Genomic DNA, 22,781 nt, shown 5'->3' with positions numbered 1-22,781 from the left:
TTCTCAAGGAACGGTCGCTTCCTTTGTACTCACCCTCTCGGGCTTTCCTCCGGGCTTCCCTTCGGTCTTGCGTTTCCGACTCTATCAGATCCTTTCGGGCCTGATTCCCTGTCGGCGGGGCCTTTCGACATTCACTACGTTAGCCGATTCCCTTGAGAACTCATAATCGGGTTCCGCGAGTTCGAATTCGGGCATGCGGGCATGACGAATTCGACCCCGCCAGGGGTTGATCGAAGGTAGTGGTTTGGCCGCTTCCGGCTGCTGGCGAACGCCGTACCCGGTTCAAGCGGCTCGGGCTACATTACGCACCTCGCAAGGGCGAGTCAACTTCGGCGGCGCCTGGGCGTATGGGCCCGGTAGGGGCTCACCGTCGGGTCGCCGGCGACCCAGAAGCGCCAGGGGTGGACGCCCCCGTCACCTGCGACTCCGGTGCGTGGGCCGTTGCGTACCTGGTCGGACGCGACCGCACTGCCGGTCAGCACCCTCAGAGGGGTCTCGCCGGAGGCGCACGCGTCCGTGCCGTCCAGGGCTCGGTCCACGCCGAGGGCCGTGGCCAGGCGTGCCGGGCCTTTGGCCAGTTCCTTGTCGTTCCGGGCCGAGAGTCGACGTTTGCGGGCGTGTTCGACGCCCTCGACGACCTCGCCGGCCCGCAGCAGGACCGCGCTCGCCCTGCCCTCGGGGCCGCACACCAGGTTCATGCAGAACCACATGCCGTAGGTGAAGTAGACGTACACATGGCCGGGCGGACCGAACATCACGTCATTGCGGGCGGTCCGGCCGCGATAGGCGTGGGAGCCGGGGTCGTTCGGGCCGTCGTAGGCCTCCACCTCCGTGAGGCGGACGGCGATCGGACCGTCGGGTGTCGTACGGACCAGGATGCGGCCGAGGAGGTCGGGGGCGACTTCCAGGACGGGGCGGTCGAAGAACTCCCTGGGGAGTGGCGTACGGTCCGTGGGCGCGATCATGCCGTCCGAGCGTAGTCCAGGCGGGTGGATGCCAAGGGCTGGTCAAGGTTCCCTCTCCTTGCCAGGGTGTGGGGCGGAACCGGCCGTGCCCGGATCGCGTTTGTAGGGATCAAGGGTCCGCACGTACCGCACGTATAGGGAGAGACATGGGGTTCAAGAAGCTGCTCGCGAGTCTGGGGGCCGGTGGGGCTTCGGTCGAGACGGTGCTGACCGAGGTCAACACCGTTCCGGGCGGCGTCGTCCAGGGCGAGGTGCGGATCCAGGGCGGGTCCGTGAACCAGGAGATCGAGGGTCTGTCCGTCGGTCTGCAGGCCAAGGTCGAGGTCGAGAGCGGCGACGAGGAGTACAAGCAGAACATCGAGTTCACCAAGGTGCGGCTCGGTGGCGCCTTCGAGCTGCAGGCCGGGGCCGTGCACGCCGTGCCGTTCGGGCTGGAGATCCCGTGGGAGACGCCGATCACCATGATCGACGGGCAGGCGCTGCGTGGGATGAACATCGGCGTGACGACCGAGCTGGCGATCGCGCGGGCCGTGGACTCCGGCGACCTGGACCCGATCAACGTGCACCCGCTGCCGGCGCAGAAGGCGATCCTGGACGCCTTCATCCAGCTCGGCTTCCGCTTCAAGAACGCGGACATGGAGCGCGGTCACATCCGCAACACGCGGCAGCGGCTGCCGTTCTACCAGGAGATCGAGTTCTACCCGCCGTCGCAGTACCGGGGGCTGAACCAGGTCGAGCTGAGCTTCGTGGCCGACGAGCACGCGATGGACGTCGTGCTGGAGATGGACAAGAAGCCGGGGCTGTTCAGCGAGGGCAGTGACACCTTCCGCTCGTTCCAGGTGGGGCTGAACGACTTCCACGGGACCGACTGGGCGGCCTACCTCAACCAGTGGCTGTCCGAGGTCGGCAGCAAGCGCAACTGGTTCTAGGCTCGGGAACCACTGATTCCGTAACCGATCAGGAGGTACCGAGGTGTCCGAGCTCAAGCGGCGGCCGCTCCCCCACGACTTCCACCCGCCCGTGCCGTCGTTCACGGTCACGAGTGAGGACGTGCGGGAAGGCGCCACGCTCAAGGACGCTCAGGTCTACGCGGCCGGCAACACCTCGCCGCAGCTGCGGTGGGAGGGCTTCCCCGCCGAGACCAAGAGCTTCGCCGTCACCTGCTACGACCCCGACGCGCCGACGGGCAGCGGGTTCTGGCACTGGGTGGTGTTCGACATCCCCGCCTCGGTGACGGAGCTGCCGACCGGTGCGGGCAGCGGCAAGTTCGAGGGGCTGCCCGAGGGCGCGATCCAGGCGCGCAACGACTACGGGTCCAAGGACTTCGGCGGTGCGGCTCCGCCCGCCGGGGACGGGCCGCACCGGTACGTGTTCACGGTGTACGCCGTGGACCAGGAGAAGCTCGGACCGGACGCGGACGCGTCCCCGGCCGTCGTGGGCTTCAACCTGCGGTTCCACGCGATCGCCCGTGCGCAGCTCATCGGTGAGTACGAGGTGCCCGCCGAAGACTGACGTTCATGGAACGTTTGCCCGCCTCTGGTCTTGGAATTGATCAGAGGCGGGCAGTTTTTATTGCGTTGTCCATCTCGGCGTGCCCGGCCAGAGTTGATCCAGCCCGCCAGGGGGTGGGCCGATTGCACGGGAGGTGGGCTGGAATGCGGGACACGCTGGTTCTGAACGCGAGCTTCGAGCCGCTGTCGACGGTGACGTTGAACCGAGCCGTCGTGCTGGTGCTGCAGGACAAGGCCGTGGTCGAGCAGGCCCACCCCGAACTGCGCATGCGCGGTGCCGACGTGGACATACCGGCGCCGCGGGTGATCCGGTTGTGCAGGTACGTGAGGGTGCCGTTCCGAAGACAAGCACCGTGGTCGAGGCGGGGGGTGCTGGTCAGGGACCGGCACAGGTGCGCGTACTGCGGGCGCCGGGCGACGACCGTGGACCATGTGGTGCCGAGGGCGCAGGGTGGCCAGGACTCCTGGCTGAACACGGTGGCCTCGTGCGCGGAGGACAATCACCGCAAGGCCGACCGGACTCCGGAGCAGGCGGGGATGCCGCTGCTGCGGCAGCCGTTCGAGCCGAGTCCGGCCGACGCGATGCTGTTGGCCCTGGGCTCCGAGGAGTTCGACGCGCTGCCCGACTGGCTGGCGCGGGAGGCCGCGTAGAGCACACGTGGAACTGGGGCCCGTCTCCCGAGGGAGGCGGGCCCCAGCCACGTACAGGGGAAGGGCGTCAGTCGATCGACGGCTTCTCCCGGCGTTCCGTGGCCCTCTCCGAGCCGGCCCCTCCGCCCGAACCGCCGCCCATGGGACCGAAGTTGCCCATGGCGCCGGACAGGCCCTTGAGGGCGTCGCCGATCTCGCTGGGCACGATCCAGAGCTTGTTGGCGTCTCCCTCGGCGATCTTCGGGAGCATCTGGAGGTACTGGTAGGAGAGGAGCTTCTGGTCCGGGTCGCCGGCGTGGATCGCCTCGAAGACCGTGCGGACGGCCTGGGCCTCGCCCTCGGCGCGCAGGGCGGCGGCCTTGGCCTCACCCTCGGCGCGCAGGATCTGGGACTGCTTCTCACCTTCGGCGGTGAGGATCGCGGCCTGGCGCGTACCTTCGGCGGTGAGGATCGCGGCGCGCTTGTCACGGTCGGCGCGCATCTGCTTCTCCATCGAGTCCTGGATGGAGGTGGGCGGTTCGATCGCCTTGAGTTCGACGCGGTTGACGCGGATGCCCCACTTGCCGGTGGCCTCGTCGAGGACGCCGCGCAGGGCCGCGTTGATCTCCTCGCGGGAGGTCAGCGTCCGCTCGAGGTCCATGCCACCGATGATGTTGCGGAGTGTGGTGACGGTGAGCTGCTCGATGGCCTGGATGTAGCTGGCGACCTCGTAGGTCGCGGCCCGCGCGTCGGTCACCTGGTAGTAGATGACCGTGTCGATGTTGACCACCAGGTTGTCCTGGGTGATCACCGGCTGCGGCGGGAACGGCACGACCTGTTCACGCAGGTCGATGCGGTTGCGGATGGTGTCTATGAAGGGGACCACGATGTTGAGGCCCGCGTTGAGTGTCCGCGTGTAGCGGCCGAAGCGCTCGACGATGGCGGCGCTGGCCTGCGGGATGACTTGGATTGTCCTGATCAGGGCGATGAAGACCAACACCACCAGGATGATCAGGACGATGATGACCGGTTCCATCGTCGTTCCCCGTACCCTTCTCCGCCTCGGCGCTCTCGGAAGATCTTATGGTTGTTGAAGATCTTGCTGGTCGAGTCTGACAGACCGTCGTACAACTCGTGGGCTGTTCGTATCAGTTGAGTCCTACGAGGTCAGATGACGATGGCGGTCGCTCCCTCGATCTCCACGACATCCACTTCCTGGCCTACTTCGTAGGCGCGTTCGGTGTCGAGGGCGCGGGCCGACCAGACCTCGCCGGCGAGCTTGATCCGGCCACCGGAGCCGTCGACACGCTCCAGCACGACGGCTTGCTTGCCCTTCAAGGCGTCCACGCCAGTGGCGAGTTGGGGGCGCTGTCTGCTGTGCCGGAGCGCGATGGGCCGTACCACTGCGATCAGTGCGACCGAGACGACGACGAAGGCGAGGACCTGGGCCACGACGTCGAAGCCCAGTCCGGCGAAGACGGCGGCGGCGACGGCGCCCACGGCGAGCATGCCGAACTCGGGCATCGCCGTGACCACGAGCGGGATTCCGAGCGCGGCCGCGCCGACGAGCCACCACACCCATGCGTCGATGTCGTTCACATGGTCATGGTATGACCGCAAGTCCCTTTGCGGACAGGGCGCAAGGGCCTCAGGTCAACGGCAGGCCGCGGGCGGTCCAGCGGTCACCGGCCTGTTCGACGACGAGCGGCAGGCCGAAGCAGAGGGAGAGGTTGCGGGAGGTGAGTTCGAGCTCCAGCGGGCCGGCGGCGAGCACCTTGCCCTGACGGATCATCAGGACGTGGGTGAAGCCGGGGGCGATCTCCTCGACGTGGTGGGTGACCATGAGCATCGAGGGGGCGATCGGGTCGCGGGCGAGGCGGCCGAGGCGGCGTACGAGGTCCTCGCGGCCGCCGAGGTCGAGGCCGGCGGCGGGCTCGTCGAGGAGGAGCAGCTCGGGGTCGGTCATCAGGGCGCGGGCGATGAGGGTGCGCTTGCGCTCGCCCTCGGAGAGGGTGCCGAACTTGCGGTCGAGGTAGTCGCTCATGCCGAGGCGGTCGAGGAAGGCGCGGGCGCGCTGCTCGTCGATGTCCTCGTACTCCTCCTGCCAGCCCGCGGTCATGCCGTACGCGGCGGTCAGGACGGTCTGCAGGACGGTCTGGCGCTTGGGGAGCTTGTCGGCCATGGCGATGCCGGCCACGCCGATGCGCGGGCGCAGCTCGAAGACGTCGGTGCCGGGCTTGCCGAGGGTCTCGCCGAGGATGGTGGCGGTGCCCTTGCTGGGGTAGAGGTAGCTGGAGGCGACGTTCAGGAGGGTGGTCTTGCCCGCGCCGTTGGGACCGAGGATGACCCAGCGCTCGCCTTCCTTGACCGACCAGGAGACCTGGTCCACCAGAGCCCGGCCCTCCCGGACCACGGATACGTCCTGAAGCTCCAGAACATCGCTCATGAGCGCGTTGTCTCCCCTTGCAGTGTGACCGGTCTCGGGTCGGCGTCTCGGCTGTCGCGTGCGCTTGTGGGCGCAGCCCTCGAAGAAATCTACGCCACTGGTCGGCCGGTCCATTCCATCGGTCCGGTCCTTAGGGTGGGGGCATGTTCTCGGAACCGCGCTCTGGACGCCTTGCCGCTTGGGGAAACGCCCTTTTGGCCGGACTTGTCTCCCCGGACGACGCCGTGGTCGCGATCGTCGGGGAGGACGCCGTGCACCGGATGGAGGGGCTGCCCGGTGAGTCGGGGCAGGTGGGGCTGTCGCTCGGGCTGGGGCGGCTGCGGGCGCTGGGGGTGGCCGGTCTGCGGGTCGCGCTGCCGGCTCCCGGGCATCCGCTGGGGCTGAGCGGGCCGCCGGAGTTCAACGCGCGGGCGCTGGAGGCCGAGGAGGCGGTGGTCTGTCACGGCGCCGCGCTGGGGCTGGTGCCGGAGGTGTACGAGGCCGGTCCCGACGGTGATGTGCATGTCGAGGTCGTCTGGCACTGTCTGCCGGTGCGGGAGGCGCCGCCGGCCGATGTGCCGTCGCTCGGTGAGGCGGAGCGGGAGCTGGCGGAGGCGCTTCGCGAGGCGACCGAGGTGTTGTCGCGGTTGGACGTCGCCGGGTCGGGGCCGGTGGCGGAGGCGGCGATCGACGCGTACCGTGCGCGGGCCGAGCGGGGCCGGGAGTTGCTGGCGCCGGGGTATCCGCCGCGGGCGGTCCGGGTGCTGGAGCTGGCGCAGCGGGTGGGGCTGCTGGTGTCCCTCGCCTACGAGAACGGGCATGGGGGCGCGGTGAGTTCGGCCGAGATGGGGGCGCGGGCGCAGGCGCTGCGGCCGGTGGAGCGGACGGCCCGCCGGGCCCAGGTCGCCGCGTACAACGCGTATGTGGAGGAGCGGGAGCGGGGCATCAGGTGAGCTCTGCCCGCGGACGGCCGACCGGCCTCCCGGACGGGGCCGGGAGGCCGGAGATCACTGCACGCCGGGTGGCGGACGTCAGCGGTTGATGCCCAGGTTGCCGAAGGCGGGGTTCAGCACGCCGATGACGTTCACGCTGTTGCCCACGGCGTTCACCGGGACGTGGACCGGGGCCTGAACGAGGTTGCCCGAGACCACGCCGGGCGAGCCCACGGCCTGGCCGTCGGCGTGCGCGCCGTTGGTGGCGGAGGCCATTCCGGCTCCCGCGGCGATCAGACCGCCGGCCACCATCGTCACGGCCGCTGCCTTCTTCAGGTTCTTCACTTCTGAGTCCTCCTAGCGATTGCCGCGGCAGTCGCCGCAGCACGCACTGGAGAACGGCGGAGATCCACGGAGGTTGCGCCATTCGGGGGACATTCCCACGACGGTATGAATCTCAGTCCGGAGCGGGACGCTCCGTGTTGCCGTGCCGTACCGGCGCGCGCGACGCGTTTCAGCCGGCCACGCCGTGTCGTACGGCCCACAGCGCGGCCTGTGTCCGGTCCGCCAGGTCGAGCTTCATCAGGATGTTCGACACGTGGGTCTTGACGGTCTTCTCGGACAGGACGAGGCTGCGGGCGATCTCGCGGTTGGACCGGCCGTCGGCTATCAGACCGAGCACCTCGCGCTCCCGCTCGGTGAGCGAACCGGCCCTTCCCGGAGCGGAGTTGGCCTCCTCCTGGGACAGCAGGGCGATGGCCACCTCCGGTTGCAGGAGGATGTGCCCGGCGTGCACCGAGCGGATGGCGCCGGCGAGGGCGTCGGGGTCCACGTCCTTGTAGACGTAGCCGGCGGCGCCCGCGCGCAGGGCCGGCACCACCGTGCGCTGTTCGGTGAAGCTGGTGACGATCAGCACGCGCGCGGGGTTGTCCAGTTCCCGGAGCCGGCGCAGGGCGTCCACGCCGTCCATGCCCGGCATCTTGACGTCCATCAGCACGACGTCGGGCCTGAGTTCCTCGGCGCGGGCGACTCCCTCGGCGCCGTCGGCGGCCTCACCCACGACCTCGATGTCGTCCTGCACCTCGAGAAAGGTGCGCAGGCCGCGGCGGACCACCTGGTGGTCGTCGACGAGCAGCACCCTGATTGCGTCAGCCACCGGGGACCTCCATCTCGATCGTGGTGCCTTTGCCGGGCGCCGATTCCACCGTCAGTCTGCCGCCGACCCCGCTGGTGCGGTCACGCATGGACACCAGGCCGAGGTGGCGGCCGGCCCGCCGTATCGCCTTGGGGTCGAAGCCGCAGCCGTCGTCGGTCACCCGGAGGACCGCCGCCGTGCCGTGCCGGGTCAGGGTGACGTCGACGTGCTCGGCTCCGGAGTGCCTCAGGGCGTTGTGCAGGGCTTCCTGGGCGACGCGCAGGACCGCCTCCTCCTGGGCGGAGGGCAGGGCGCGCACCCCTTGGCTGTCGAAGCTCACGCGCGCGCTGTGGGCGCGGTCGAGGACCTGGACCTGGGTGCGCAGGGTGGCGACGAGGCCGTCCTCGTCGAGGGCCGCGGGGCGCAGCTCGACGACCGCGGCGCGCAACTCGTCGGCCGCCTCGGCGGCGAGCGCGGCCACCTGCTGCAGCTCGCCCTTGGCCCGGGAGGGGTCGCGGTCCACCAGGGCGGCCGCGGCCTGCGCGGTCAGGCGCAGGGAGAAGAGTTTCTGGCTGACCGCGTCGTGCAGTTCGTGCGCGAGGCGGGAGCGCTCCTCGGCGATGGTCAGTTCGCGGCTGCGCTCGTACAGGCGCGCGTTGGTGAGGGCGATCGCCGCGTGCTGGGCGAGGATGGCGAGCAGTTCCTCGTCCTCGGCGGTGAAGCCGCAGCCGCCGCTGGGCTTGGAACAGTTCTTGTTGGCCAGGAACAGGGCGCCGATGACCTCGTCGCCGTCCCGGACGGGCAGGCCCAGGAAGTCGGACATGTCGGGGTGCGCGGCGGGCCAGCCCTCGAAGCGGGGGTCCTTGCGGACGTCCGCCAGGCGCTCGACCTTGGCCTCCTGGAGCATGGCGGCGAGGATGCCGTGCTGGCGCGGGAGCGGGCCGATGGCCGCCCACTGGTCGGCGCTGACGCCGTCGACCACGAACTGGGCGAACCCGCCGTGGTCGTCGGGGACGCCCAGCGCGGCGTACTGGGCGTCGAGCAGCTCGCGGGCCGAGGCGACGATCGTCTTGAGGACGTCGCGCACCTCCAGATGCCTGCTCATGGCCAGCAGCGCGGCGCTCACCGCTGCCAGGCCGGACCGGGGGCCTTGACTCATGACCTCACGGTACCGGCGGGGTGTGACAGCGCGGATCGGACCTGTGACGGCGGGAGGTGGGGCGCTGGACCTAGGTCGGCCGGTGTAGGTCCACCGCCCCCGACCGGCGGCTTAGGGCGAAGGGCCCCGTCGCTTTGCGCCCCGCGTCCGACGCGGGGCGGGCGGCCCGGTTCCTACGTTGAGGGCAGGCCGTCGCAGGACGGCGACGACGAGGGGACGTGGAGTCATGCCGGTAGCGATCATCACGGGGGCGTCGAAGGGGCTGGGGCGGGCACTCGCCGAGGCCCTGGCCGCGCGGGGCTGGGACCTGGTGCTGGACGCCAGGACGCCGGAGGTCCTGCGGGAGACGGCGGCGGAGCTGGAGGCGCGGGGCGCGCGGGTGACGGCGGTGGCCGGGGACGTCACGGACGCCGGGCACCGGGCCGAGCTGGTGGCGGCGGCCGGGAAGCTGGGCGGCGTGGATCTGCTGGTGAGCAACGCGAGCGCGTTGGGCGCCGAGCCGCTCGTACGGCTGGAGGCGCTGCCCCTGGAGGGGCTGCGGCGGGCGCTGGAGGTGAACGTGGTGGCCGCGCTGGGCCTGGTCCAGGAGGCGCTGCCGTCGCTGCGCGCGTCCGAGGCGGGCGCGGTGATCACGGTCAGCTCGGACGCGGCCGCCGAGGCCTACGAGACATGGGGCGGGTACGGGGCCTCCAAGGCGGCGCTGGACCATATGGCGGCCGTGCTCGGGGAGGAGGAGCCGGGGCTGCGGGTGTGGGCGGTGGACCCGGGGGACATGGCGACCGACCTGTACGCGGCCGCCGTACCGGACGACGACGATCCGCGGCCGGCGCCGGCCGGGGTGGTGCCGGCGTTCCTGCGGCTGCTGGACGAGCGCCCGGCGAGCGGGCGGTACGCGGCCGTCTCGCTGCTGGTGGAGGGGCTGTGACGCTCGCGGTGCAGGTGCCGGAGGAGTTGTCGGCGCGGGTCCCGGCCGAGCAGCGCGGGCCGGGGCTGGACAGGGATGCCGTGCGGCTGCTGGTGTCGCGGGGGACGGAAGTGTCGCACCACGCGTTCACGGAGCTGCCGCGGCTGCTGCGGGCCGGGGATCTGCTGGTGGTCAACACCTCGCCGACGCTGGCCGCCGCCGTGGACGGGCGGATCGGGCACACACGCGTGGTGGTGCACTTCTCCACGCGCGGGGACGACGGCCGGTGGGCGGTGGAGCTGCGGGAGCCGGACGGGAGGGGCACCACGCGCCCACTGGAGCCGGGGTGGACGCGAAGCGCTCCCTGGAAGGACGCGGGAGGGCCGACGGGCACGCAGGTGCGGCTGCCCGGGGGTGGGCGGCTGGTCCTGGAGGAGCCGCTGAGCGCGCGGAGCGAGCGCCTGTGGTGGGCTCGGGCGACCGGCGCGGGGGTGCCGGGGATGCTTCGGGAGCACGGTCGGCCGATCCGCTACTCCTATACGGAGCGGGATCAGCCGCTGTCCGTCTACCAGACGGTGTTCGCGCTGCCGGCGGCAGGCGGGGCGGGCAGCGCGGAGATGCCGAGCGCGGCGCGGCCCTTCACGGCGCGGCTGGTGGCGGAGCTGGTGAGCCGGGGGGTGCAGTTCGCCCCGGTCACGCTGCACACCGGGGTGGCGTCGCCGGAGGCGCACGAGCCGCCGTACCCGGAGCGGTTCTCGGTGCCGGAGGCGTCGGCGCGGCTCATCAACGCGGTGCGGGCCGGGGACGGACGGGTCGTCGCCGTGGGGACGACGGCCGTGCGGGCCGTGGAGTCGGCGGCCGGCGCCGACGGTGTCGTACGCGCGCGTGAGGGGTGGACGGATCTCGTGGTCACCCCGGAGCGCGGGGTGCGGGTGGTGGACGGGCTGGTGACCGGGCTGCACGAGCCGGAGGCCTCGCATCTGCTGATGCTGCGGGCGGTGGCCGGACGGGAAGCGGTGGACCGCGCGTACGAGGAGGCCCTGCGCGGGCGCTACCTGTGGCACGAGTTCGGCGACGTCCATCTCATCCTCCCGGGACAGGCCCCTCACACTCAGCATTGCGCCAGCAACTGTTGGTGAGGAAACCTCGGGGGGCATGTGAGCCCGCACATAGGGCGCAGGTCACTTACGAAGGTGGGTAGGAGATCAAGACTCACATGATGAGCGGCGCAGACAGTCCAGTCTGCCCCGATTTGCCCTTACCCGATCAACTACCCGGGATCGTACGTCACATCTTTGCCTGCCGATTTTGCGGCCGCTAAGAATGGCTGCCGTCGCTCAGCGCCGCGGGTTCTGCCCGCGGCGTTCGTGCGGGAGGACCCGTGTCCCCCGCGGCACGTCGAGCGACCTCCGCGCTATTCGAAGAGGTCCGTCTGCCATGCTCAAGAACACCAACACCCGCGGTCACAGTCGTAAGCTGACCCGCCACCACAAGATCGCCGTCGCCGGTGTGGCCACCCTCGGTGCCGCCGCCCTCGCCTTCTCCGCGGTGCCCAGCAACGCCGAGACCACCACGAGTGAGGCCGCCACCCCGGCCAAGGTCGCCTACAGCTCCCAGCAGATCAAGGACGTCAAGGCCAGCGTCACCGACCGGCTCGCCGTCGACACGATCAAGGCCGAGACCGCCAAGGCGAAGGCCGACGCCCGCGCCAAGGCCGCCGCCAAGGCCGCCGCCGAGGCCGTCGCGAAGAAGAAGGCGGCCGCCGCTGCCGCGGCCAAGAGGAAGGCCGCCGCCGAGCGCCGGGCCAAGGAGGCCGCGAGCCGCTCCGCCAAGCGCGTCGCCCTGAAGAAGGCCGCCGTGAAGAAGGCCGCCGTGAAGAGCTACGGCAACAACCTGAACGGCTGGATCAACCACGCCCTCGACATCATGCACAGCAAGGGCATCCCGGGTTCGTACAACGGTCTGTACCGCAACATCATGCGGGAGTCCTCCGGCAACCCGAACGCCATCAACGACTGGGACATCAACGCGATCAACGGCATCCCCTCGAAGGGCCTGCTGCAGGTCATCCCGCCGACGTTCACCGCCTACCACGTCTCCGGCACGTCCTGGAACATCTACGACCCGGTCGCCAACATCACCGCCGCCGCCAACTACGCGGCGGACAAGTACGGCTCGATCGACAACGTCAACAGCGCGTACTGAGGTCAGCGCGGACCTCTGCACGTGAACGCCGAAGGGCGGCACCTCCTGACGGGTGCCGCCCTTCGGAGTTTTCCGGGAGCTACTTGCGCATGACCTCCGGCTCGTGGCGGCGCAGGAAGCGGGCCACGAAGAAGGCGCAGATCACGCCGAGCACGATCAGGGCGACCATGTCCAGGGTCCAGGCGCCGGCGGTGTGCGCCCACAGCGGGTCGTCGGGCTTGCCCTTGCCCGGCGGGGCGATCCGGTTGAAGTCCAGCGTGGCGCCCGCGGCGCCGACGGCCCAGCGCGAGGGCATCAGGTAGGAGAACTGGTTGACGCCGATCGCGCCGTTCAGCGCGAAGAGGCAGCCGGTGAAGACGACCTGGACGATCGCGAACATGACCAGCAGCGGCATGGTCTTCTCGGAGGTCTTCACCAGGGCGGAGATGATCAGGCCGAACATCATCGAGGTGAAGCCCAGCGCCATGATCGGCAGGCAGAGCTCGAGGAGCACCGCGTTGCCGAGGACCACGCCCTTGTCCGGGACGGTGCGGCTGGCGAAGCCGATGACACCGACCATCAGACCCTGCACGATCGTGATCAGGCCGAGCACGAACACCTTGGACATCAGGTAGGCGGAGCGGGACAGGCCGGTCGCGCGCTCGCGCTCGTAGATGACCCGTTCCTTGATCAGCTCACGGACGGAGTTGGCGGCACCGGCGAAGCAGGCGCCGACCGCGAGGATCAGCAGCACCGTGGTGGCCGTGCCGTTCGGCACGGGCTGCTGCGTGGTCGGGTTGATCTCCGTGTTGACCAGCAGGTCCTTGCCGGAGTCGATGAGCAGGCTCACCGAACCCAGGACCAGCGGCAGGATCACCGTCAGCGCGAGGAAGCCCTTGTCGGAGGCGATGACGGAGACGTAGCGCCACACCAGCGTGCCGAACTGGCTCATCCAGCCCTGCGGCTTCGGCGGCTTCATCGCCTGCATCGGAGGCATCTGTACGGACTGCGGCGCAACGGCGTCGATGTCCGCGGCGTACATCTGGTAGTGCTGCGAGCCCTTCCAGCGTCCGGCCCAGTCGTAGTCGCGGTAGTTCTCGAAGGCGGAGAAGACGTCGGCCCAGGTGTCGTAGCCGAAGAAGTTCAGTGCCTCCTCGGGCGGGCCGAAGTAGGCGACCGCGCCGCCCGGGGCCATCACGAGGAGCTTGTCGCACAGGGCGAGCTCGGCCACGGAGTGGGTGACCACGAGGACCGTGCGGCCGTCGTCGGCGAGGCCGCGCAGCAGCTGCATGACATCGCGGTCCATGCCCGGGTCGAGACCCGAGGTCGGCTCGTCCAGGAAGATCAGGGACGGCTTGGTGAGCAGCTCCAGGGCCACCGAGACGCGCTTGCGCTGGCCACCGGAGAGGGAGGTGACCTTCTTCTCCTTGTGGATGTCGAGCTTCAGCTCGCGCAGTACCTCGTCTATGCGCGCCTCGCGCTCGGCCGCCGTGGTGTCGGCCGGGAAGCGGAGCTTGGCCGCGTACTTGAGGGCCTTCTTGACCGTCAGTTCCTTGTGCAGGATGTCGTCCTGCGGGACCAGGCCGATGCGCTGGCGCAGTTCGGCGAACTGCTTGTACAGGTTGCGGTTGTCGTAGAGGACGTCGCCCTGGTTGGCGGGCCGGTAGCCGGTGAGCGCCTTCAGCAGGGTCGACTTGCCCGAACCGGACGGGCCGATGACCGCGATCAGCGACTTCTCCGGGACGCCGAAGGAGACGTCCTTGAGGATCTGCTTGCCGCCGTCGACCGTCACGGTCAGATGGCGGGCCGAGAAGGAGACCTCACCGGTGTCGACGAACTCCTCCAGCCGGTCGCCGACGATCCGGAACGTGGAGTGGCCGACGCCGACGATGTCGTGCGGGCCCAGCAGCGCGGAGCCGCCCTTGGCGATGGGCTGGCCGTTGACGTACGTGCCGTTGTGCGAGCCCAGGTCGCGGATCTCCATGCGGCCGTCGGGCGTCGAGTGGAACTCGGCGTGGTGCCGGGAGACCTGCAGGTCGGAGACGACCAGTTCGTTCTCCAGGGCACGGCCGATGCGCATCACGCGGCCGATGGAGAACTGGTGGAACGTGGTCGGGCTGCGGTCGCCGTAGACCGGCGGCGCCCCCGCGCCACCACCGGGGTTCTGCTGCTGCGGGATCTGCGGCGCGGCCTGCTGCTGCGGCCAGGCGGGCTGCGCCTGCGAGGCCTGCGGCTGCGGAGCCGACTGCTGCGGTGCCTGCTGCGGCGGGGCCTGCTGCGCCCAGCCGGGGCCCGCGCTCTGGGCGGCGTACGGCTGCTGCTGCGGCTGGGCCTGCGGGGTCGCGACGGACGCGGGAGCGCCGGAGACGGTCAGGCGCGGGCCGTCGGTCGCGTTGCCGAGGTGGACGGCCGTACCCGGGCCGATCTCCACGTGGTGGACGCGTTGCCCCTGCACGAACGTGCCGTTGGTGGAGCCCTTGTCCTCCAGGACCCAACCGCGGCCGCTCCAGCTGATCGTGGCATGCCGCCAGGAGACCCTGGCGTCGTCGACCACGACGTCCCCCTGCGGATCGCGTCCGAGCGTGTACGGCCTGGACGGGTCCAGCGTCCAGGTGCGCCCATTCAATTCCAGTACGAGTTCCGGCACTCCAGCCCCACTGAGTAGTCCCCCGAGATACCCCCGACACAGGGAGTCTAGGGATGTCGAACATCGTCGGGAACTATTTCAGGCTCGCCCCTCTGACCGAAAGTCGGGCCTTGTGAACACCACGCACGGACGGGTCGTCCGGTTCCGTTGACGGGGTTGAAACCGACCCGGAGAGTGGTAATCCACGCGAGGGGGACATGCGCGGCAACCGGCCGCGCCGCGGATCGGGGGGTCTGCCATGAGTGCGTCGTCCGGTGTCGAGAGCGCGGAGCACGGCACGCGCGGCTCGCGGGTGCCGTGGGGAGACGTCGTGCTGTCCGCGATCGCCTCCGTGAGCTGGGCGTTGATCGGGATGGCCGGTACGGCGGCGCTCGGCCTGCATCTGCTGCGGGCGGACGCCGCGGGCTCGCTGGGACCGATGACCGCGGCCGTGGTCGCCCTCGGCGCGGGTGGTTCGGTCACTCCGTCCGGCGATGTCTCCGCGTTCGGCCTGAATGGCGCCGAAGCCCATACGGCCGTCACGATCACGCCGCTCGGGGTGAGCCTGGTCGGCGCGCTGCTGCTGTCGTGGTACTTCCTACGATCCCTGCGCGCGGCCGGAGTTGCCGTCGCGCCGGCCGAACTCCTCGCGCGCGCGGGCGCGGTGGTCGTGCTGTTCGTGGCGATGCTGGGCGGGCTGGCCTGGGCGGGCCACGACGTCATCACCATCGACGGCGGCTCGCTGGGCCTCGACAAGCTGCCCGGCGGGTCGGGCGGTGGCGGCGGGATCAGCGTCCCGGGCCTCGGCGACCTCGGGAACATCGGCGGCCTGCTCCCGGACAACATCGGCAACCTCATCAAGGCCAAGGCGGGGGTCGGCTTCTCGGTCGACACCGCGGCCACCCTGCTCGGGGGACTCGGCTGGTCGGCCGGGGTCCTGTTGATCGCCCTGCTGGCCTCGCGGCGCACGCCTCTGCCGCGGGGCTGGGAGGCGATGCACCGCGTCGTCCGGCCGGCGGCCTCGTCGCTCGTCACGGTGCTGCTGGTGACCGTGGCGGCGGGGTTCGCCGCGGCGGTGTACGCGGCGATCGGCGACGACCATCCCCGGCGGATCTTCGGCGCGGCGCTGCTCGGCGCCCCCAACGGCACCTGGCTCGGCATCCCGACCGGCCTGTTCGTCCCGTTCGACGGCAAGGCGACGGGTGCGCTGGCCAAGCTGCTGCCCAACCCCCTGGACGACCTCCTCACCGCGAAGACCGACCAGTCGGTGACGTTGAGCAGACTGGCCGACCTGGACGGACGGGTGTGGCTGCTCGGCGTCGCGGCGGCCGTGACGATGCTGCTGGCGGGAGTGCTGACGGCGGTGCGGACGCCGGTCGGGGGTGCGGCGGAGCCGGGGACGGGCGGTCCGGGTGTACGCGGTTCCGGTGCCCTCCGGTTCGCGGGGCAGTGCGCTCTGCGGCTCGGGGTCGTCACGGCACTGACCCTGCCGTTGCTCGCATGGCTGACCGAGGTGTCGGTGGACGCCTCGCTCTCGGTGCTGGGCTTCGACGCGTTCGGCGCCGGGATAAGCCTGAGGGGCAACCTCGGCATGGCACTGCTGCTCGGTGCGGCGTGGGGCGCGGCGGCGGGTGCGGTCGGCGCGCTGCTGGCCCGGGCGACCGGAGCGGCGGGACGGGGGGCGGCCCCCCTGGCGCGGGCCGGCGGGACGGCGGGGACCGGGGGCACGGGCACCGCGCGTCCGCGGTACGCGCCGGAATCCGGGGTGCCCGCGGGGACGGCGGGAGCACATCCGGGCGGCTCGGGGCCGTATGCGGGTGACTCGGGGCCGTACACGCCCGGCGCGTCCTACCGGGCGCCGAACCCGGCCACGAATCCGTATCTGCGGCTGCCGGACGAGGCCAGGGAGCCCGAGGACGCACGGCCGCCCGACCGAGCGGGGTCCGGTGGGAACGCGGGGCAGCCGGGCCGGCCCGGACCCGGTGCATACGGACAGCCGCCCGAAAGGCCCGGACCCGGTGGAAACGCGCGGCAGCCCGACCGGCCCGGACCCCGTGCGTACGGACAGCCCCCCGAAGGGCCCGGACCCGGTGGAAACGCGCGGCAGCCCGACCGGCCCGGACCCCGTGCGTACGGACAGCCCCCCGAAGGGCCCGGACCCGGCGGGAACGCAGAGCCGCCCCACCGGCCCCGGTCCGGTGACGGCGTACCGCCGCCCGGCGCCGGTGACGACGACGTGTACGGCGCCCCCACGGTGGTCCGGCCGATCGGGAACCCGCCGCCTGGCCGGCAGCCACCTCGGCCGGGCCGCGGGGACCGCCCCAGGTCGCCGGGGAGCGACGGTCCGCCGCCACCGCCTCCGCCGCCCCCTCCCCCGCCGGGGAGGCCCAAGGGGGGTCGGTGAGTGCGATGCGCTGCCGGCGGGTCCTGGCGCGGGCGCCGAGAGGGCACGCCCGTGCAAGACGTTCGTCATCTGCGCGACACCCGATGTTCCGTGTCCGCCAGGCGGACCGCGGCGGCGGTCGGCACTGGGTGCCGGATACGGTGGGTACACCATGAGCGCTTCGCAGACCTCGCCCTCCGACGTGGCCCCTGACGTCCCCACTCTCCTCGTCAAGATCTTCGGCAAGGACAGGCCGGGCATCACGGCCGGACTCTTCGACACCCTCGCCGCCTACTCCGTCGACGTAGTCGACATCGAGCAGGTCGTCACCCGTGGCCGTCTCACGCTGTGCGCGCTCGTGACCCAGCCGGTGGCCGGACTCGAGGGCGACCTGCGGGCGACCGTCCACAGCTGGGCGGAGTCGATGAAGATGCAGGCGGAGATCATCTCCGGCCACGGCGACAACCGTCCGCGCGGTCTCGGCCGCTCGCTGGTCACCGTCCTGGGCCATCCGCTCACGGCGGAGGCGATCGCCCGCATCGCGGCGAAGATCGCCCATGCGGGCGGCAACATCGACCGTATCTTCCGGCTCGCCAAGTACCCGGTCACGGCGGTCGAGTTCGCGGTCTCCGGCGTCGAGACGGGGCCCCTGCGCACGGCCCTGGTGACGGACGCGGCGGCACTGGGTGTCGACGTGGCGGTCGTCGCCGCGGGCCTGCACCGGCGGGCGCAGCGGCTCGTCGTCATGGACGTCGACTCCACGCTCATCCAGGACGAGGTGATCGAGCTCTTCGCCGCGCACGCGGGCTGCGAGGACAAGGTCGCCGAGGTGACCGCGGCCGCGATGCGCGGGGAGCTGGACTTCGAGCAGTCGCTGCACGCGCGCGTGGCGCTGCTGGAGGGGCTGGACGCCTCCGTCGTCGACAAGGTGCGCAGCGAGGTGCGGCTGACACCCGGTGCCCGGACCCTGATCCGCACGCTGAAGCGGCTCGGCTACCAAGTGGGTGTGGTCTCCGGCGGGTTCACCCAGGTCACGGATGATCTCAAGGAGCGGCTCGGGCTGGACTTCGCCCAGGCCAACACCCTGGAGATCGTCGACGGGCGGCTGACCGGCCGGGTCACCGGCGAGATCGTGGACCGCGCGGGCAAGGCGCGGCTGCTGCGCCGGTTCGCCGCCGAGGCTGGCGTGCCGCTCGCCCAGACCGTGGCGATCGGCGACGGCGCCAACGACCTGGACATGCTCAACGCCGCCGGCCTCGGGGTCGCCTTCAACGCCAAGCCGGTCGTCCGGGAGGCGGCACACACCGCGGTGAACGTGCCGTTCCTGGACACCGTCCTGTATCTGCTGGGCGTCACCCGCGAGGAAGTCGAGGCCGCGGACACCCAGGACGAGCGGTGAGCCGGCCGCGCGAGGTATACGGCGAGGGGCCCGGCACCGGGGTGGTGCCGGGCCCCTCGGCCGTTCGCTCGGGGTGTCACTCGCTGGGCGCCCAGTAGTCGGTCAGGGTGGCCGCGGCCGGTTCCAGGGATTTCCAGGAGCCGTCGAAGGTCAGGACGGCGAAGGCGGCGGCCGGGAAGCCGCGGCCGTTCATCCGCTGCCGGGCGTCGCCGTCGGCCGAGCCGGCGAGGATTTCGGCGAGACCCTGCACACCCGGGTTGTGACCGATGAGGATGACGTTCTGCGCGTCGTCCGGGGTCTCGTTCAGCAGCGCGATCAGCTCGCCGGGCGAGGCCTCGTAGATCCGTTCCTCATAGACGGTTTTCGGCCGGTGCGGAAGTTCGTGCACGGCCAGTTTCCAGGTCTCGCGGGTCCGGGTCGCGGTGGAGCAGAGGGCCAGATCGAAGGTGACTGCGGAGTCGGCCAGCTTGCGTCCGGCGACTGCGGCGTCCTTGCGGCCCCGCTCGGCGAGGGGGCGCTCGTGATCGGTCACCTGTGGCCAGTCGGCTTTCGCATGCCGGAAGAGGACGATCCTGCGGGGTTCTGCGACGCTCATGACACCCAGCTTCGCATGAAACAGGCCATCGGGCGCAGGGAGTTGACCGGCGGTTTCGGGCGTGCTCAGCGGGCCATGAGCTGCTGTACGCGCTCGAAGAGGTGGGTGATCGCCGGGTCGCCGGCCGCCGCCTGCGCGTCCGTCGGGTTCAGCATGAGCGCCAGGAGCACGATGAAGGCGAGGATGGGCAGGGCGAGGGCCCACCAGGGCAGCCGGATGTCGACGCGGCCCGTGGTCGCCGCGTGGGGCCGGGTGTACGACTGGGCCGACATGGGTTCCTCCGTGGGTCCTCGGGCCGGTGGTCCGCCGCTCGCGGCCACACTTCGAAGGTACGGAGTCGGACGTCCTCAACCCATCCGGAGATCCACCCAGTTGACCCTGACACTCGCCCCCTAGGGGATGGTGGGGCTAGCACCACCATGGGCCCTCCGGACGGGCGTCAGGGGGAGGCGATCGTCGCGATGACGGCGATGATCACGAAGATGGCGAAGAAGGCGCCGAACACGATCAGCAGCTTCTTCTGGCCGTTCTGGGGGTTCGGGTCGAGCACTGGCATACGGCAAGTCTCGCACCCCTGCACCGCCCCGGATCCGGCGGGGTGAGTCAGCGGGCGGCCTCGTCCTCGACCGTGCGGTTGCGGCCGGCCAGCACGCCGACCACCATCTGCGGGAGCATCAGCCCGGTCATGAGGGCGATCGGCAGGCCCCAGCCGCCGCTGTGCTGGTAGAGCACGCCCACGAGGAGCGGGCCGGGTATGGAGATCAGGTAACCGGTGCTCTGCGCGAAGGCCGAGAGCTGGGCGACGCCGGCGCCGGTCCTGGCCCGCATGCCGACCATGGTCAGGGCGAGGGGGAAGGCGCAGTTGGAGACGCCGAGCAGTACGGCCCAGGCCCAGGCGCCGCCCGCCGGTGCGAGGTAGAGGCCCGCGTATCCGGCCAGTCCGCAGACGCCGAGCGCGAGCACGATCGGCCACTGGTGCGGCAGCCTGGTGGCGACGCGCGGGATCACGAAGGCGAGCGGCACGCCCATCACCATCGTGACGGCCAGCAGCAGGCCCGCCGTGCCGGCGGACACGCCCGCGTCCCGGAAGATCTGCGCCATCCAGCCCATCGTGATGTAGGCGGCGGTGGCCTGGAGCCCGAAGAAGACGGCGAGGGCCCACGCGGTACGGCTCCGGGTGATGCGCAGCGCGGGCGCCGCGTCGTGGGCGGACTGCTCCGGCACGCGCGCGTGCCGCTCCTCGGCCGGGGCCGCCTCCCGGCGCCGTACGAACGGGATCCACGGCAGTACGGCCGCGCCGGCGAGCGCCGCCCAGACCGCGAGGCCGGTCTGCCAGCCGCCGCCCAGGGCGTCGGTCATGGGGACGGTGATCGCGGCCGCGGACGCGGTGCCGAGGGCGAGGGCCATCGAGTACAGGCCGGTCATGGAGCCGACCCGGTCGGGGAACCAGCGCTTGACGATGACCGGCATCAGGACGTTGCCGACGGCGATGCCCATGAGGGCGAGCGCGCTGGCGGCCAGGAAGCCCGCCGTACCGCCCGCGTACGGCCGTATCAGCAGGCCCGCGGTGATGGCGAGCATGCCCGCGCACACCACCGTGGCGGGGCCGAAGCGGCGGGCCAGGCGCGGGGCCATGACGCCGAAGACGGCGAAGCAGAGCGGGGGCACGGAGGTGAGCAGCCCGGCGACGCTGCCGCTCATGCCGAGCCCGTCGCGGACCTCCTTGAGGAGCGCGCCGAGGCTGGTGATGGCGGGGCGGAGGTTCAGCGCGGTCAGCACGATGCCGATCAACAGCAGTCGTGTCGTCCACGCGTGCGTGGCGGTTCGCGTCGGCTGCTCGGCGGCCGGGCCGCGCACTGCCGTGGACGTCGTCGTGCTGGTTTCCTCACGTGCCATGAGACCCATCATAGAATCATGGGATGATTGGTTGTCCATGCCCGGGTCGGCGATACCCGGCCGCCGCGTGCGAAGGTGTGCCATGCCCCTGAGCCATCCCCGTCGTTCGGCCCTGTCCGAGCAGGTCATCGCCGCGCTGCGGAACCAGATCACCTCCGGTGAGTGGCCGGTGGGCTCGCGCATCCCGACGGAGCCGGAGCTGGTCGAGCAGCTCGGCGTCGCCCGGAACACGGTCCGTGAGGCCGTCCGCGCGCTCGCTCACAACGGCCTGCTGGACATCCGCCAGGGCTCGGGCACCTATGTCGTCGCCACCAGCGAGCTGGCCGGCGTGATGCACCGCCGGTTCGCCGACGCCGACCCCCGGCACATCGCCGAGCTGCGCTCCACGCTGGAGTCCTCCGCGGCGCGGCTGGCCGCCCGGCGACGCACGGAGAGGGACCTCAAGCAGCTCGACGCACTGCTGGTGCGGCGCGAGGAGGCGTGGGAGTCGGGCGACACGGAGGCGTTCGTGACGGCGGACTCCACCTTCCATCTGGCGGTGGTCTCCGCGTCCCACAACGACGTGATGAGCGAGATGTACGCCGACCTCGGCGAGGTGCTGCGGGACTGGCTGCGCGAGGACGTCGGCGACGAGCTGACGCCGGAGACGTACATGGACCATACGCGGCTGGTCGACGCGATCCGCGCGGGCGACGCCGAGGCGGCGGGCAGGGAGGCGGCGAGCTATCCGTTCCTGTGCCGCCCGGGACGGTTCACGCCTTCTGGTGACTGATCCACACCGTGCGCACGTCCTCCCAGCAGCGCCCGGTGAGCCGTACGGTCATCGCCGGGTCCGCGTCGACCGGTGTGCCGTCGCTGTCGAGGTCCCACCACTGGTCGCACTCGATGTGCAGGCTGACGCGGTCGGTCCGCGGATAGGGGTTGTGGCAGTAGGCGGTCACATGGGAGCCGGTGACCCTGGTGCGGCACTCGGCCCCGAAGGGCTCGGCGGAGGCGGATCTCGGTACGCGCGCGTGCGGCACCGCCTCGAACGGCAGGGACATCACGAGAGCGACGGCGGCGGTCACTGAGGCCAGGCTGCGGGACAGGCGCACAACGGGGACCTCCTCGGCCGGGCTGGGGAGGGGAACGTGTGGTGAACGCCCCTCCAGCGTGCCCGGTCACCGTCCGCCCGCGCCCGGCCGGATAGGCCGAACGGGCGACGCCCCGCTGCCTTGCGGAAGCGGGGCGTCGACGGCGCGGGGGCCGGTCAGGCGGCGCAGGGGGCGATCAGGCGCCGATGGCGTGCAGACCGCCGTCCACGTGGACGATCTCGCCGGTGGTCTTCGGGAACCAGTCGCTCAGCAGGGCGACGATGCCCTTGCCGGCCGGCTCCGGGTCCTTCAGGTCCCACTCCAGCGGGGAGCGGCTGTCCCAGACGGCGGCCAGGTCGCTGAAGCCCGGGATGGACTTGGCGGCCATGGAGCCGATCGGGCCCGCGGAGATCAGGTTGCAGCGGATGTTCTGCTTGCCCAGGTCGCGGGCGAGGTAGCGGCTGGTGGCCTCCAGGGCGGCCTTCGCCGGGCCCATCCAGTCGTACTGCGGCCACGCGTACTGCGCGTCGAAGGTCAGGCCGACGACCGAGCCACCGTTCTGCATCAGCGGCAGGCAGGCCATGGTCAGCGACTTCAGGGAGTACGCCGAGACGTGCATGGCCGTGGCCACCGACTCGAACGGCGTGTTGAGGAAGTTGCCGCCGAGCGCGTCCTGCGGCGCGAAGCCGATGGAGTGCACGACGCCGTCGAGGCCGCCGAGCTCCTCGCCGACCAGGTCGGCCAGGCGGCCCAGGTGCTCGTCGTTGGTGACGTCGAGCTCGATGACCTTGGTGGGCTTGGGCAGCTTCTTGGCGATGCGCTCGGTCAGCGTCGGCCGCGGGAACGCGGTCAGGATGATCTCGGCGCCCTGCTCCTGGGCCAGCTTTGCGGCGTGGAAGGCGATGGAGGACTCCATCAGCACACCGGTGATCAGGACGCGCTTGCCCTCGAGAATTCCGCTCAT

At 71.2% G+C, this 22,781-nt stretch carries 24 protein-coding genes; 10 read left to right on the top strand and 14 right to left on the bottom strand.

Annotated features, from left to right (window positions below; all coding sequences use genetic code 11):
- Positions 1-323 precede the first annotated feature (323 nt).
- Positions 324-965 carry a DNA-3-methyladenine glycosylase gene (locus ACIGDI_RS37305; protein WP_399906413.1) on the bottom strand — a complete coding sequence of 214 codons (642 nt, stop codon included), beginning with the start codon at positions 963-965 and terminating at the stop codon, positions 324-326.
- A gap of 146 nt (positions 966-1,111) precedes the next feature.
- On the opposite strand from ACIGDI_RS37305, the gene ACIGDI_RS37300 reads away from it, so the two are divergent.
- The 3 genes from ACIGDI_RS37300 (at position 1,112) to ACIGDI_RS37290 (ending at position 3,127) form a co-directional block, all read left to right on the top strand.
- Positions 1,112-1,894 carry a sporulation protein gene (locus ACIGDI_RS37300; protein ID WP_142151051.1) on the top strand — a complete coding sequence of 261 codons (783 nt, stop codon included), beginning with the start codon at positions 1,112-1,114 and terminating at the stop codon, positions 1,892-1,894.
- 43 nt (positions 1,895-1,937) lie between these two features.
- Positions 1,938-2,477 (top strand): YbhB/YbcL family Raf kinase inhibitor-like protein, encoded by a 540-nt coding sequence (locus ACIGDI_RS37295; RefSeq protein ID WP_200704213.1) that lies wholly within the window; start codon positions 1,938-1,940, stop codon positions 2,475-2,477.
- 143 nt (positions 2,478-2,620) lie between these two features.
- Positions 2,621-3,127, top strand: coding sequence for an HNH endonuclease (locus ACIGDI_RS37290; protein WP_399906410.1), 507 nt, complete (start codon positions 2,621-2,623; stop codon positions 3,125-3,127).
- Positions 3,128-3,194: 67 nt separating this feature from the next.
- Here the strand turns inward: ACIGDI_RS37290 and ACIGDI_RS37285 are convergent, their stop codons facing one another.
- The 3 genes from ACIGDI_RS37285 to ACIGDI_RS37275 form a co-directional block, all read right to left on the bottom strand.
- Positions 3,195-4,142 carry an SPFH domain-containing protein gene (locus ACIGDI_RS37285; RefSeq protein ID WP_399906407.1) on the bottom strand — a complete coding sequence of 316 codons (948 nt, stop codon included), beginning with the start codon at positions 4,140-4,142 and terminating at the stop codon, positions 3,195-3,197.
- Between the two features lie 131 nt (positions 4,143-4,273).
- A complete protein-coding gene (locus ACIGDI_RS37280; RefSeq protein ID WP_399906404.1) occupies positions 4,274-4,705 on the bottom strand; it encodes an NfeD family protein in 432 nt (143 codons plus the stop codon).
- Between the two features lie 49 nt (positions 4,706-4,754).
- Positions 4,755-5,552: an ABC transporter ATP-binding protein gene (locus tag ACIGDI_RS37275; protein WP_142151056.1), complete on the bottom strand. Its 798-nt coding sequence runs from the start codon at positions 5,550-5,552 to the stop codon at positions 4,755-4,757.
- A gap of 143 nt (positions 5,553-5,695) precedes the next feature.
- On the opposite strand from ACIGDI_RS37275, the gene ACIGDI_RS37270 reads away from it, so the two are divergent.
- Positions 5,696-6,484 (top strand): hypothetical protein, encoded by a 789-nt coding sequence (locus ACIGDI_RS37270; RefSeq protein WP_399906401.1) that lies wholly within the window; start codon positions 5,696-5,698, stop codon positions 6,482-6,484.
- Positions 6,485-6,562: 78 nt separating this feature from the next.
- Here ACIGDI_RS37270 and chpE read toward each other — a convergent pair whose 3' ends face one another.
- The 3 genes from chpE to ACIGDI_RS37255 all read right to left on the bottom strand — a co-directional run bounded on the left by chpE (position 6,563) and on the right by ACIGDI_RS37255 (position 8,757).
- A complete protein-coding gene (gene chpE, locus ACIGDI_RS37265) occupies positions 6,563-6,808 on the bottom strand; it encodes a chaplin ChpE (RefSeq protein ID WP_200704208.1) in 246 nt (81 codons plus the stop codon).
- Between the two features lie 169 nt (positions 6,809-6,977).
- Positions 6,978-7,619: a response regulator gene (locus tag ACIGDI_RS37260; RefSeq protein ID WP_399906398.1), complete on the bottom strand. Its 642-nt coding sequence runs from the start codon at positions 7,617-7,619 to the stop codon at positions 6,978-6,980.
- Positions 7,612-8,757: a GAF domain-containing sensor histidine kinase gene (locus ACIGDI_RS37255; RefSeq protein ID WP_399906396.1), complete on the bottom strand. Its 1,146-nt coding sequence runs from the start codon at positions 8,755-8,757 to the stop codon at positions 7,612-7,614. Before ACIGDI_RS37255 ends, ACIGDI_RS37260 begins: the two co-directional genes overlap by 8 nt.
- A 226-nt stretch (positions 8,758-8,983) precedes the next feature.
- Between ACIGDI_RS37255 and ACIGDI_RS37250 the strand changes: the two genes are divergently transcribed.
- From ACIGDI_RS37250 to ACIGDI_RS37240, 3 genes are all read left to right on the top strand, one after another.
- The gene (locus ACIGDI_RS37250; RefSeq protein WP_399906393.1) at positions 8,984-9,682 is read left to right on the top strand and encodes an SDR family NAD(P)-dependent oxidoreductase; all 699 of its coding nucleotides are present in this window, start codon (positions 8,984-8,986) and stop codon (positions 9,680-9,682) included.
- On the top strand, positions 9,679-10,800 hold the full coding sequence (locus ACIGDI_RS37245) for an S-adenosylmethionine:tRNA ribosyltransferase-isomerase (protein ID WP_399906390.1): 1,122 nt from the start codon (positions 9,679-9,681) through the stop codon (positions 10,798-10,800). The genes ACIGDI_RS37250 and ACIGDI_RS37245 overlap by 4 nt, the downstream gene beginning before the upstream one ends.
- 298 nt (positions 10,801-11,098) lie before the next feature.
- On the top strand, positions 11,099-11,866 hold the full coding sequence (locus ACIGDI_RS37240; RefSeq protein WP_399906387.1) for a transglycosylase SLT domain-containing protein: 768 nt from the start codon (positions 11,099-11,101) through the stop codon (positions 11,864-11,866).
- 79 nt (positions 11,867-11,945) lie between these two features.
- On the opposite strand, the gene ACIGDI_RS37235 is transcribed toward ACIGDI_RS37240, so the two are convergent.
- Positions 11,946-14,492: an FHA domain-containing protein gene (locus ACIGDI_RS37235; protein WP_399906384.1), complete on the bottom strand. Its 2,547-nt coding sequence runs from the start codon at positions 14,490-14,492 to the stop codon at positions 11,946-11,948.
- A gap of 238 nt (positions 14,493-14,730) precedes the next feature.
- Here ACIGDI_RS37235 and ACIGDI_RS37230 point away from each other — a divergent pair, with 238 nt between their 5' ends.
- Positions 14,731-16,875: a streptophobe family protein gene (locus ACIGDI_RS37230; protein ID WP_399906381.1), complete on the top strand. Its 2,145-nt coding sequence runs from the start codon at positions 14,731-14,733 to the stop codon at positions 16,873-16,875.
- Positions 16,876-17,026: 151 nt separating this feature from the next.
- The gene (serB, locus tag ACIGDI_RS37225; RefSeq protein WP_399906378.1) at positions 17,027-18,253 is read left to right on the top strand and encodes a phosphoserine phosphatase SerB; all 1,227 of its coding nucleotides are present in this window, start codon (positions 17,027-17,029) and stop codon (positions 18,251-18,253) included.
- Positions 18,254-18,329: 76 nt separating this feature from the next.
- On the opposite strand, the gene ACIGDI_RS37220 is transcribed toward serB, so the two are convergent.
- The 4 genes from ACIGDI_RS37220 to ACIGDI_RS37205 all read right to left on the bottom strand — a co-directional run bounded on the left by ACIGDI_RS37220 (position 18,330) and on the right by ACIGDI_RS37205 (position 20,744).
- Positions 18,330-18,848 (bottom strand): SixA phosphatase family protein, encoded by a 519-nt coding sequence (locus tag ACIGDI_RS37220; protein WP_399906376.1) that lies wholly within the window; start codon positions 18,846-18,848, stop codon positions 18,330-18,332.
- A gap of 65 nt (positions 18,849-18,913) precedes the next feature.
- Entirely contained in the window at positions 18,914-19,120 is a 207-nt protein-coding gene (locus ACIGDI_RS37215) for a hypothetical protein (RefSeq protein ID WP_399906373.1), read from the bottom strand.
- Positions 19,121-19,287: 167 nt separating this feature from the next.
- A complete protein-coding gene (locus ACIGDI_RS37210; protein ID WP_142151069.1) occupies positions 19,288-19,404 on the bottom strand; it encodes an SGM_5486 family transporter-associated protein in 117 nt (38 codons plus the stop codon).
- A gap of 47 nt (positions 19,405-19,451) precedes the next feature.
- Positions 19,452-20,744 carry a CynX/NimT family MFS transporter gene (locus tag ACIGDI_RS37205; protein ID WP_399906370.1) on the bottom strand — a complete coding sequence of 431 codons (1,293 nt, stop codon included), beginning with the start codon at positions 20,742-20,744 and terminating at the stop codon, positions 19,452-19,454.
- 82 nt (positions 20,745-20,826) lie between these two features.
- Between ACIGDI_RS37205 and ACIGDI_RS37200 the strand changes: the two genes are divergently transcribed.
- Positions 20,827-21,516 carry a FadR/GntR family transcriptional regulator gene (locus ACIGDI_RS37200; protein ID WP_399906367.1) on the top strand — a complete coding sequence of 230 codons (690 nt, stop codon included), beginning with the start codon at positions 20,827-20,829 and terminating at the stop codon, positions 21,514-21,516.
- Here the strand turns inward: ACIGDI_RS37200 and ACIGDI_RS37195 are convergent.
- Both ACIGDI_RS37195 and fabI read right to left on the bottom strand, forming a co-directional pair.
- Positions 21,497-21,838, bottom strand: a complete 342-nt coding sequence (locus ACIGDI_RS37195; protein ID WP_399906365.1) for a hypothetical protein — start codon at positions 21,836-21,838, stop codon at positions 21,497-21,499. The two genes, ACIGDI_RS37200 and ACIGDI_RS37195, sit on opposite strands and share 20 nt — an antisense overlap.
- 175 nt (positions 21,839-22,013) lie before the next feature.
- Positions 22,014-22,781 carry an enoyl-ACP reductase FabI gene (gene fabI / locus ACIGDI_RS37190; RefSeq protein ID WP_399906362.1) on the bottom strand — a complete coding sequence of 256 codons (768 nt, stop codon included), beginning with the start codon at positions 22,779-22,781 and terminating at the stop codon, positions 22,014-22,016.

Source organism: Streptomyces sp. NPDC085900 (assembly GCF_044540925.1).
GTDB lineage: Bacteria > Actinomycetota > Actinomycetes > Streptomycetales > Streptomycetaceae > Streptomyces > Streptomyces gilvifuscus.
Note: the sequence above shows the minus strand (reverse complement) of the source record. Positions and strands in the feature narration are given on the sequence as shown.

Bases quoted from the DNA above. Each gene is read 5' to 3' on its own strand.
- ACIGDI_RS37275 (WP_142151056.1), bottom strand. From the start codon at position 5,552: ATGAGCGATGTTCTGGAGCTTCAGGACGTATCCGTGGTCCGGGAGGGC.
- ACIGDI_RS37210 (WP_142151069.1), bottom strand. From the start codon at position 19,404: ATGCCAGTGCTCGACCCGAACCCCCAGAACGGCCAGAAGAAGCTGCTG.
- fabI (WP_399906362.1), bottom strand. From the start codon at position 22,781: ATGAGCGGAATTCTCGAGGGCAAGCGCGTCCTGATCACCGGTGTGCTG.
- ACIGDI_RS37285 (WP_399906407.1), bottom strand. From the start codon at position 4,142: ATGGAACCGGTCATCATCGTCCTGATCATCCTGGTGGTGTTGGTCTTC.
- ACIGDI_RS37270 (WP_399906401.1), top strand. From the start codon at position 5,696: ATGTTCTCGGAACCGCGCTCTGGACGCCTTGCCGCTTGGGGAAACGCC.
- ACIGDI_RS37205 (WP_399906370.1), bottom strand. From the start codon at position 20,744: ATGGCACGTGAGGAAACCAGCACGACGACGTCCACGGCAGTGCGCGGC.
- ACIGDI_RS37240 (WP_399906387.1), top strand. From the start codon at position 11,099: ATGCTCAAGAACACCAACACCCGCGGTCACAGTCGTAAGCTGACCCGC.
- ACIGDI_RS37215 (WP_399906373.1), bottom strand. From the start codon at position 19,120: ATGTCGGCCCAGTCGTACACCCGGCCCCACGCGGCGACCACGGGCCGC.
- ACIGDI_RS37305 (WP_399906413.1), bottom strand. From the start codon at position 965: ATGATCGCGCCCACGGACCGTACGCCACTCCCCAGGGAGTTCTTCGAC.
- ACIGDI_RS37255 (WP_399906396.1), bottom strand. From the start codon at position 8,757: ATGAGTCAAGGCCCCCGGTCCGGCCTGGCAGCGGTGAGCGCCGCGCTG.
- ACIGDI_RS37200 (WP_399906367.1), top strand. From the start codon at position 20,827: ATGCCCCTGAGCCATCCCCGTCGTTCGGCCCTGTCCGAGCAGGTCATC.
- ACIGDI_RS37290 (WP_399906410.1), top strand. From the start codon at position 2,621: ATGCGGGACACGCTGGTTCTGAACGCGAGCTTCGAGCCGCTGTCGACG.
- ACIGDI_RS37220 (WP_399906376.1), bottom strand. From the start codon at position 18,848: ATGAGCGTCGCAGAACCCCGCAGGATCGTCCTCTTCCGGCATGCGAAA.
- serB (WP_399906378.1), top strand. From the start codon at position 17,027: ATGAGCGCTTCGCAGACCTCGCCCTCCGACGTGGCCCCTGACGTCCCC.
- ACIGDI_RS37230 (WP_399906381.1), top strand. From the start codon at position 14,731: ATGAGTGCGTCGTCCGGTGTCGAGAGCGCGGAGCACGGCACGCGCGGC.
- ACIGDI_RS37250 (WP_399906393.1), top strand. From the start codon at position 8,984: ATGCCGGTAGCGATCATCACGGGGGCGTCGAAGGGGCTGGGGCGGGCA.
- ACIGDI_RS37300 (WP_142151051.1), top strand. From the start codon at position 1,112: ATGGGGTTCAAGAAGCTGCTCGCGAGTCTGGGGGCCGGTGGGGCTTCG.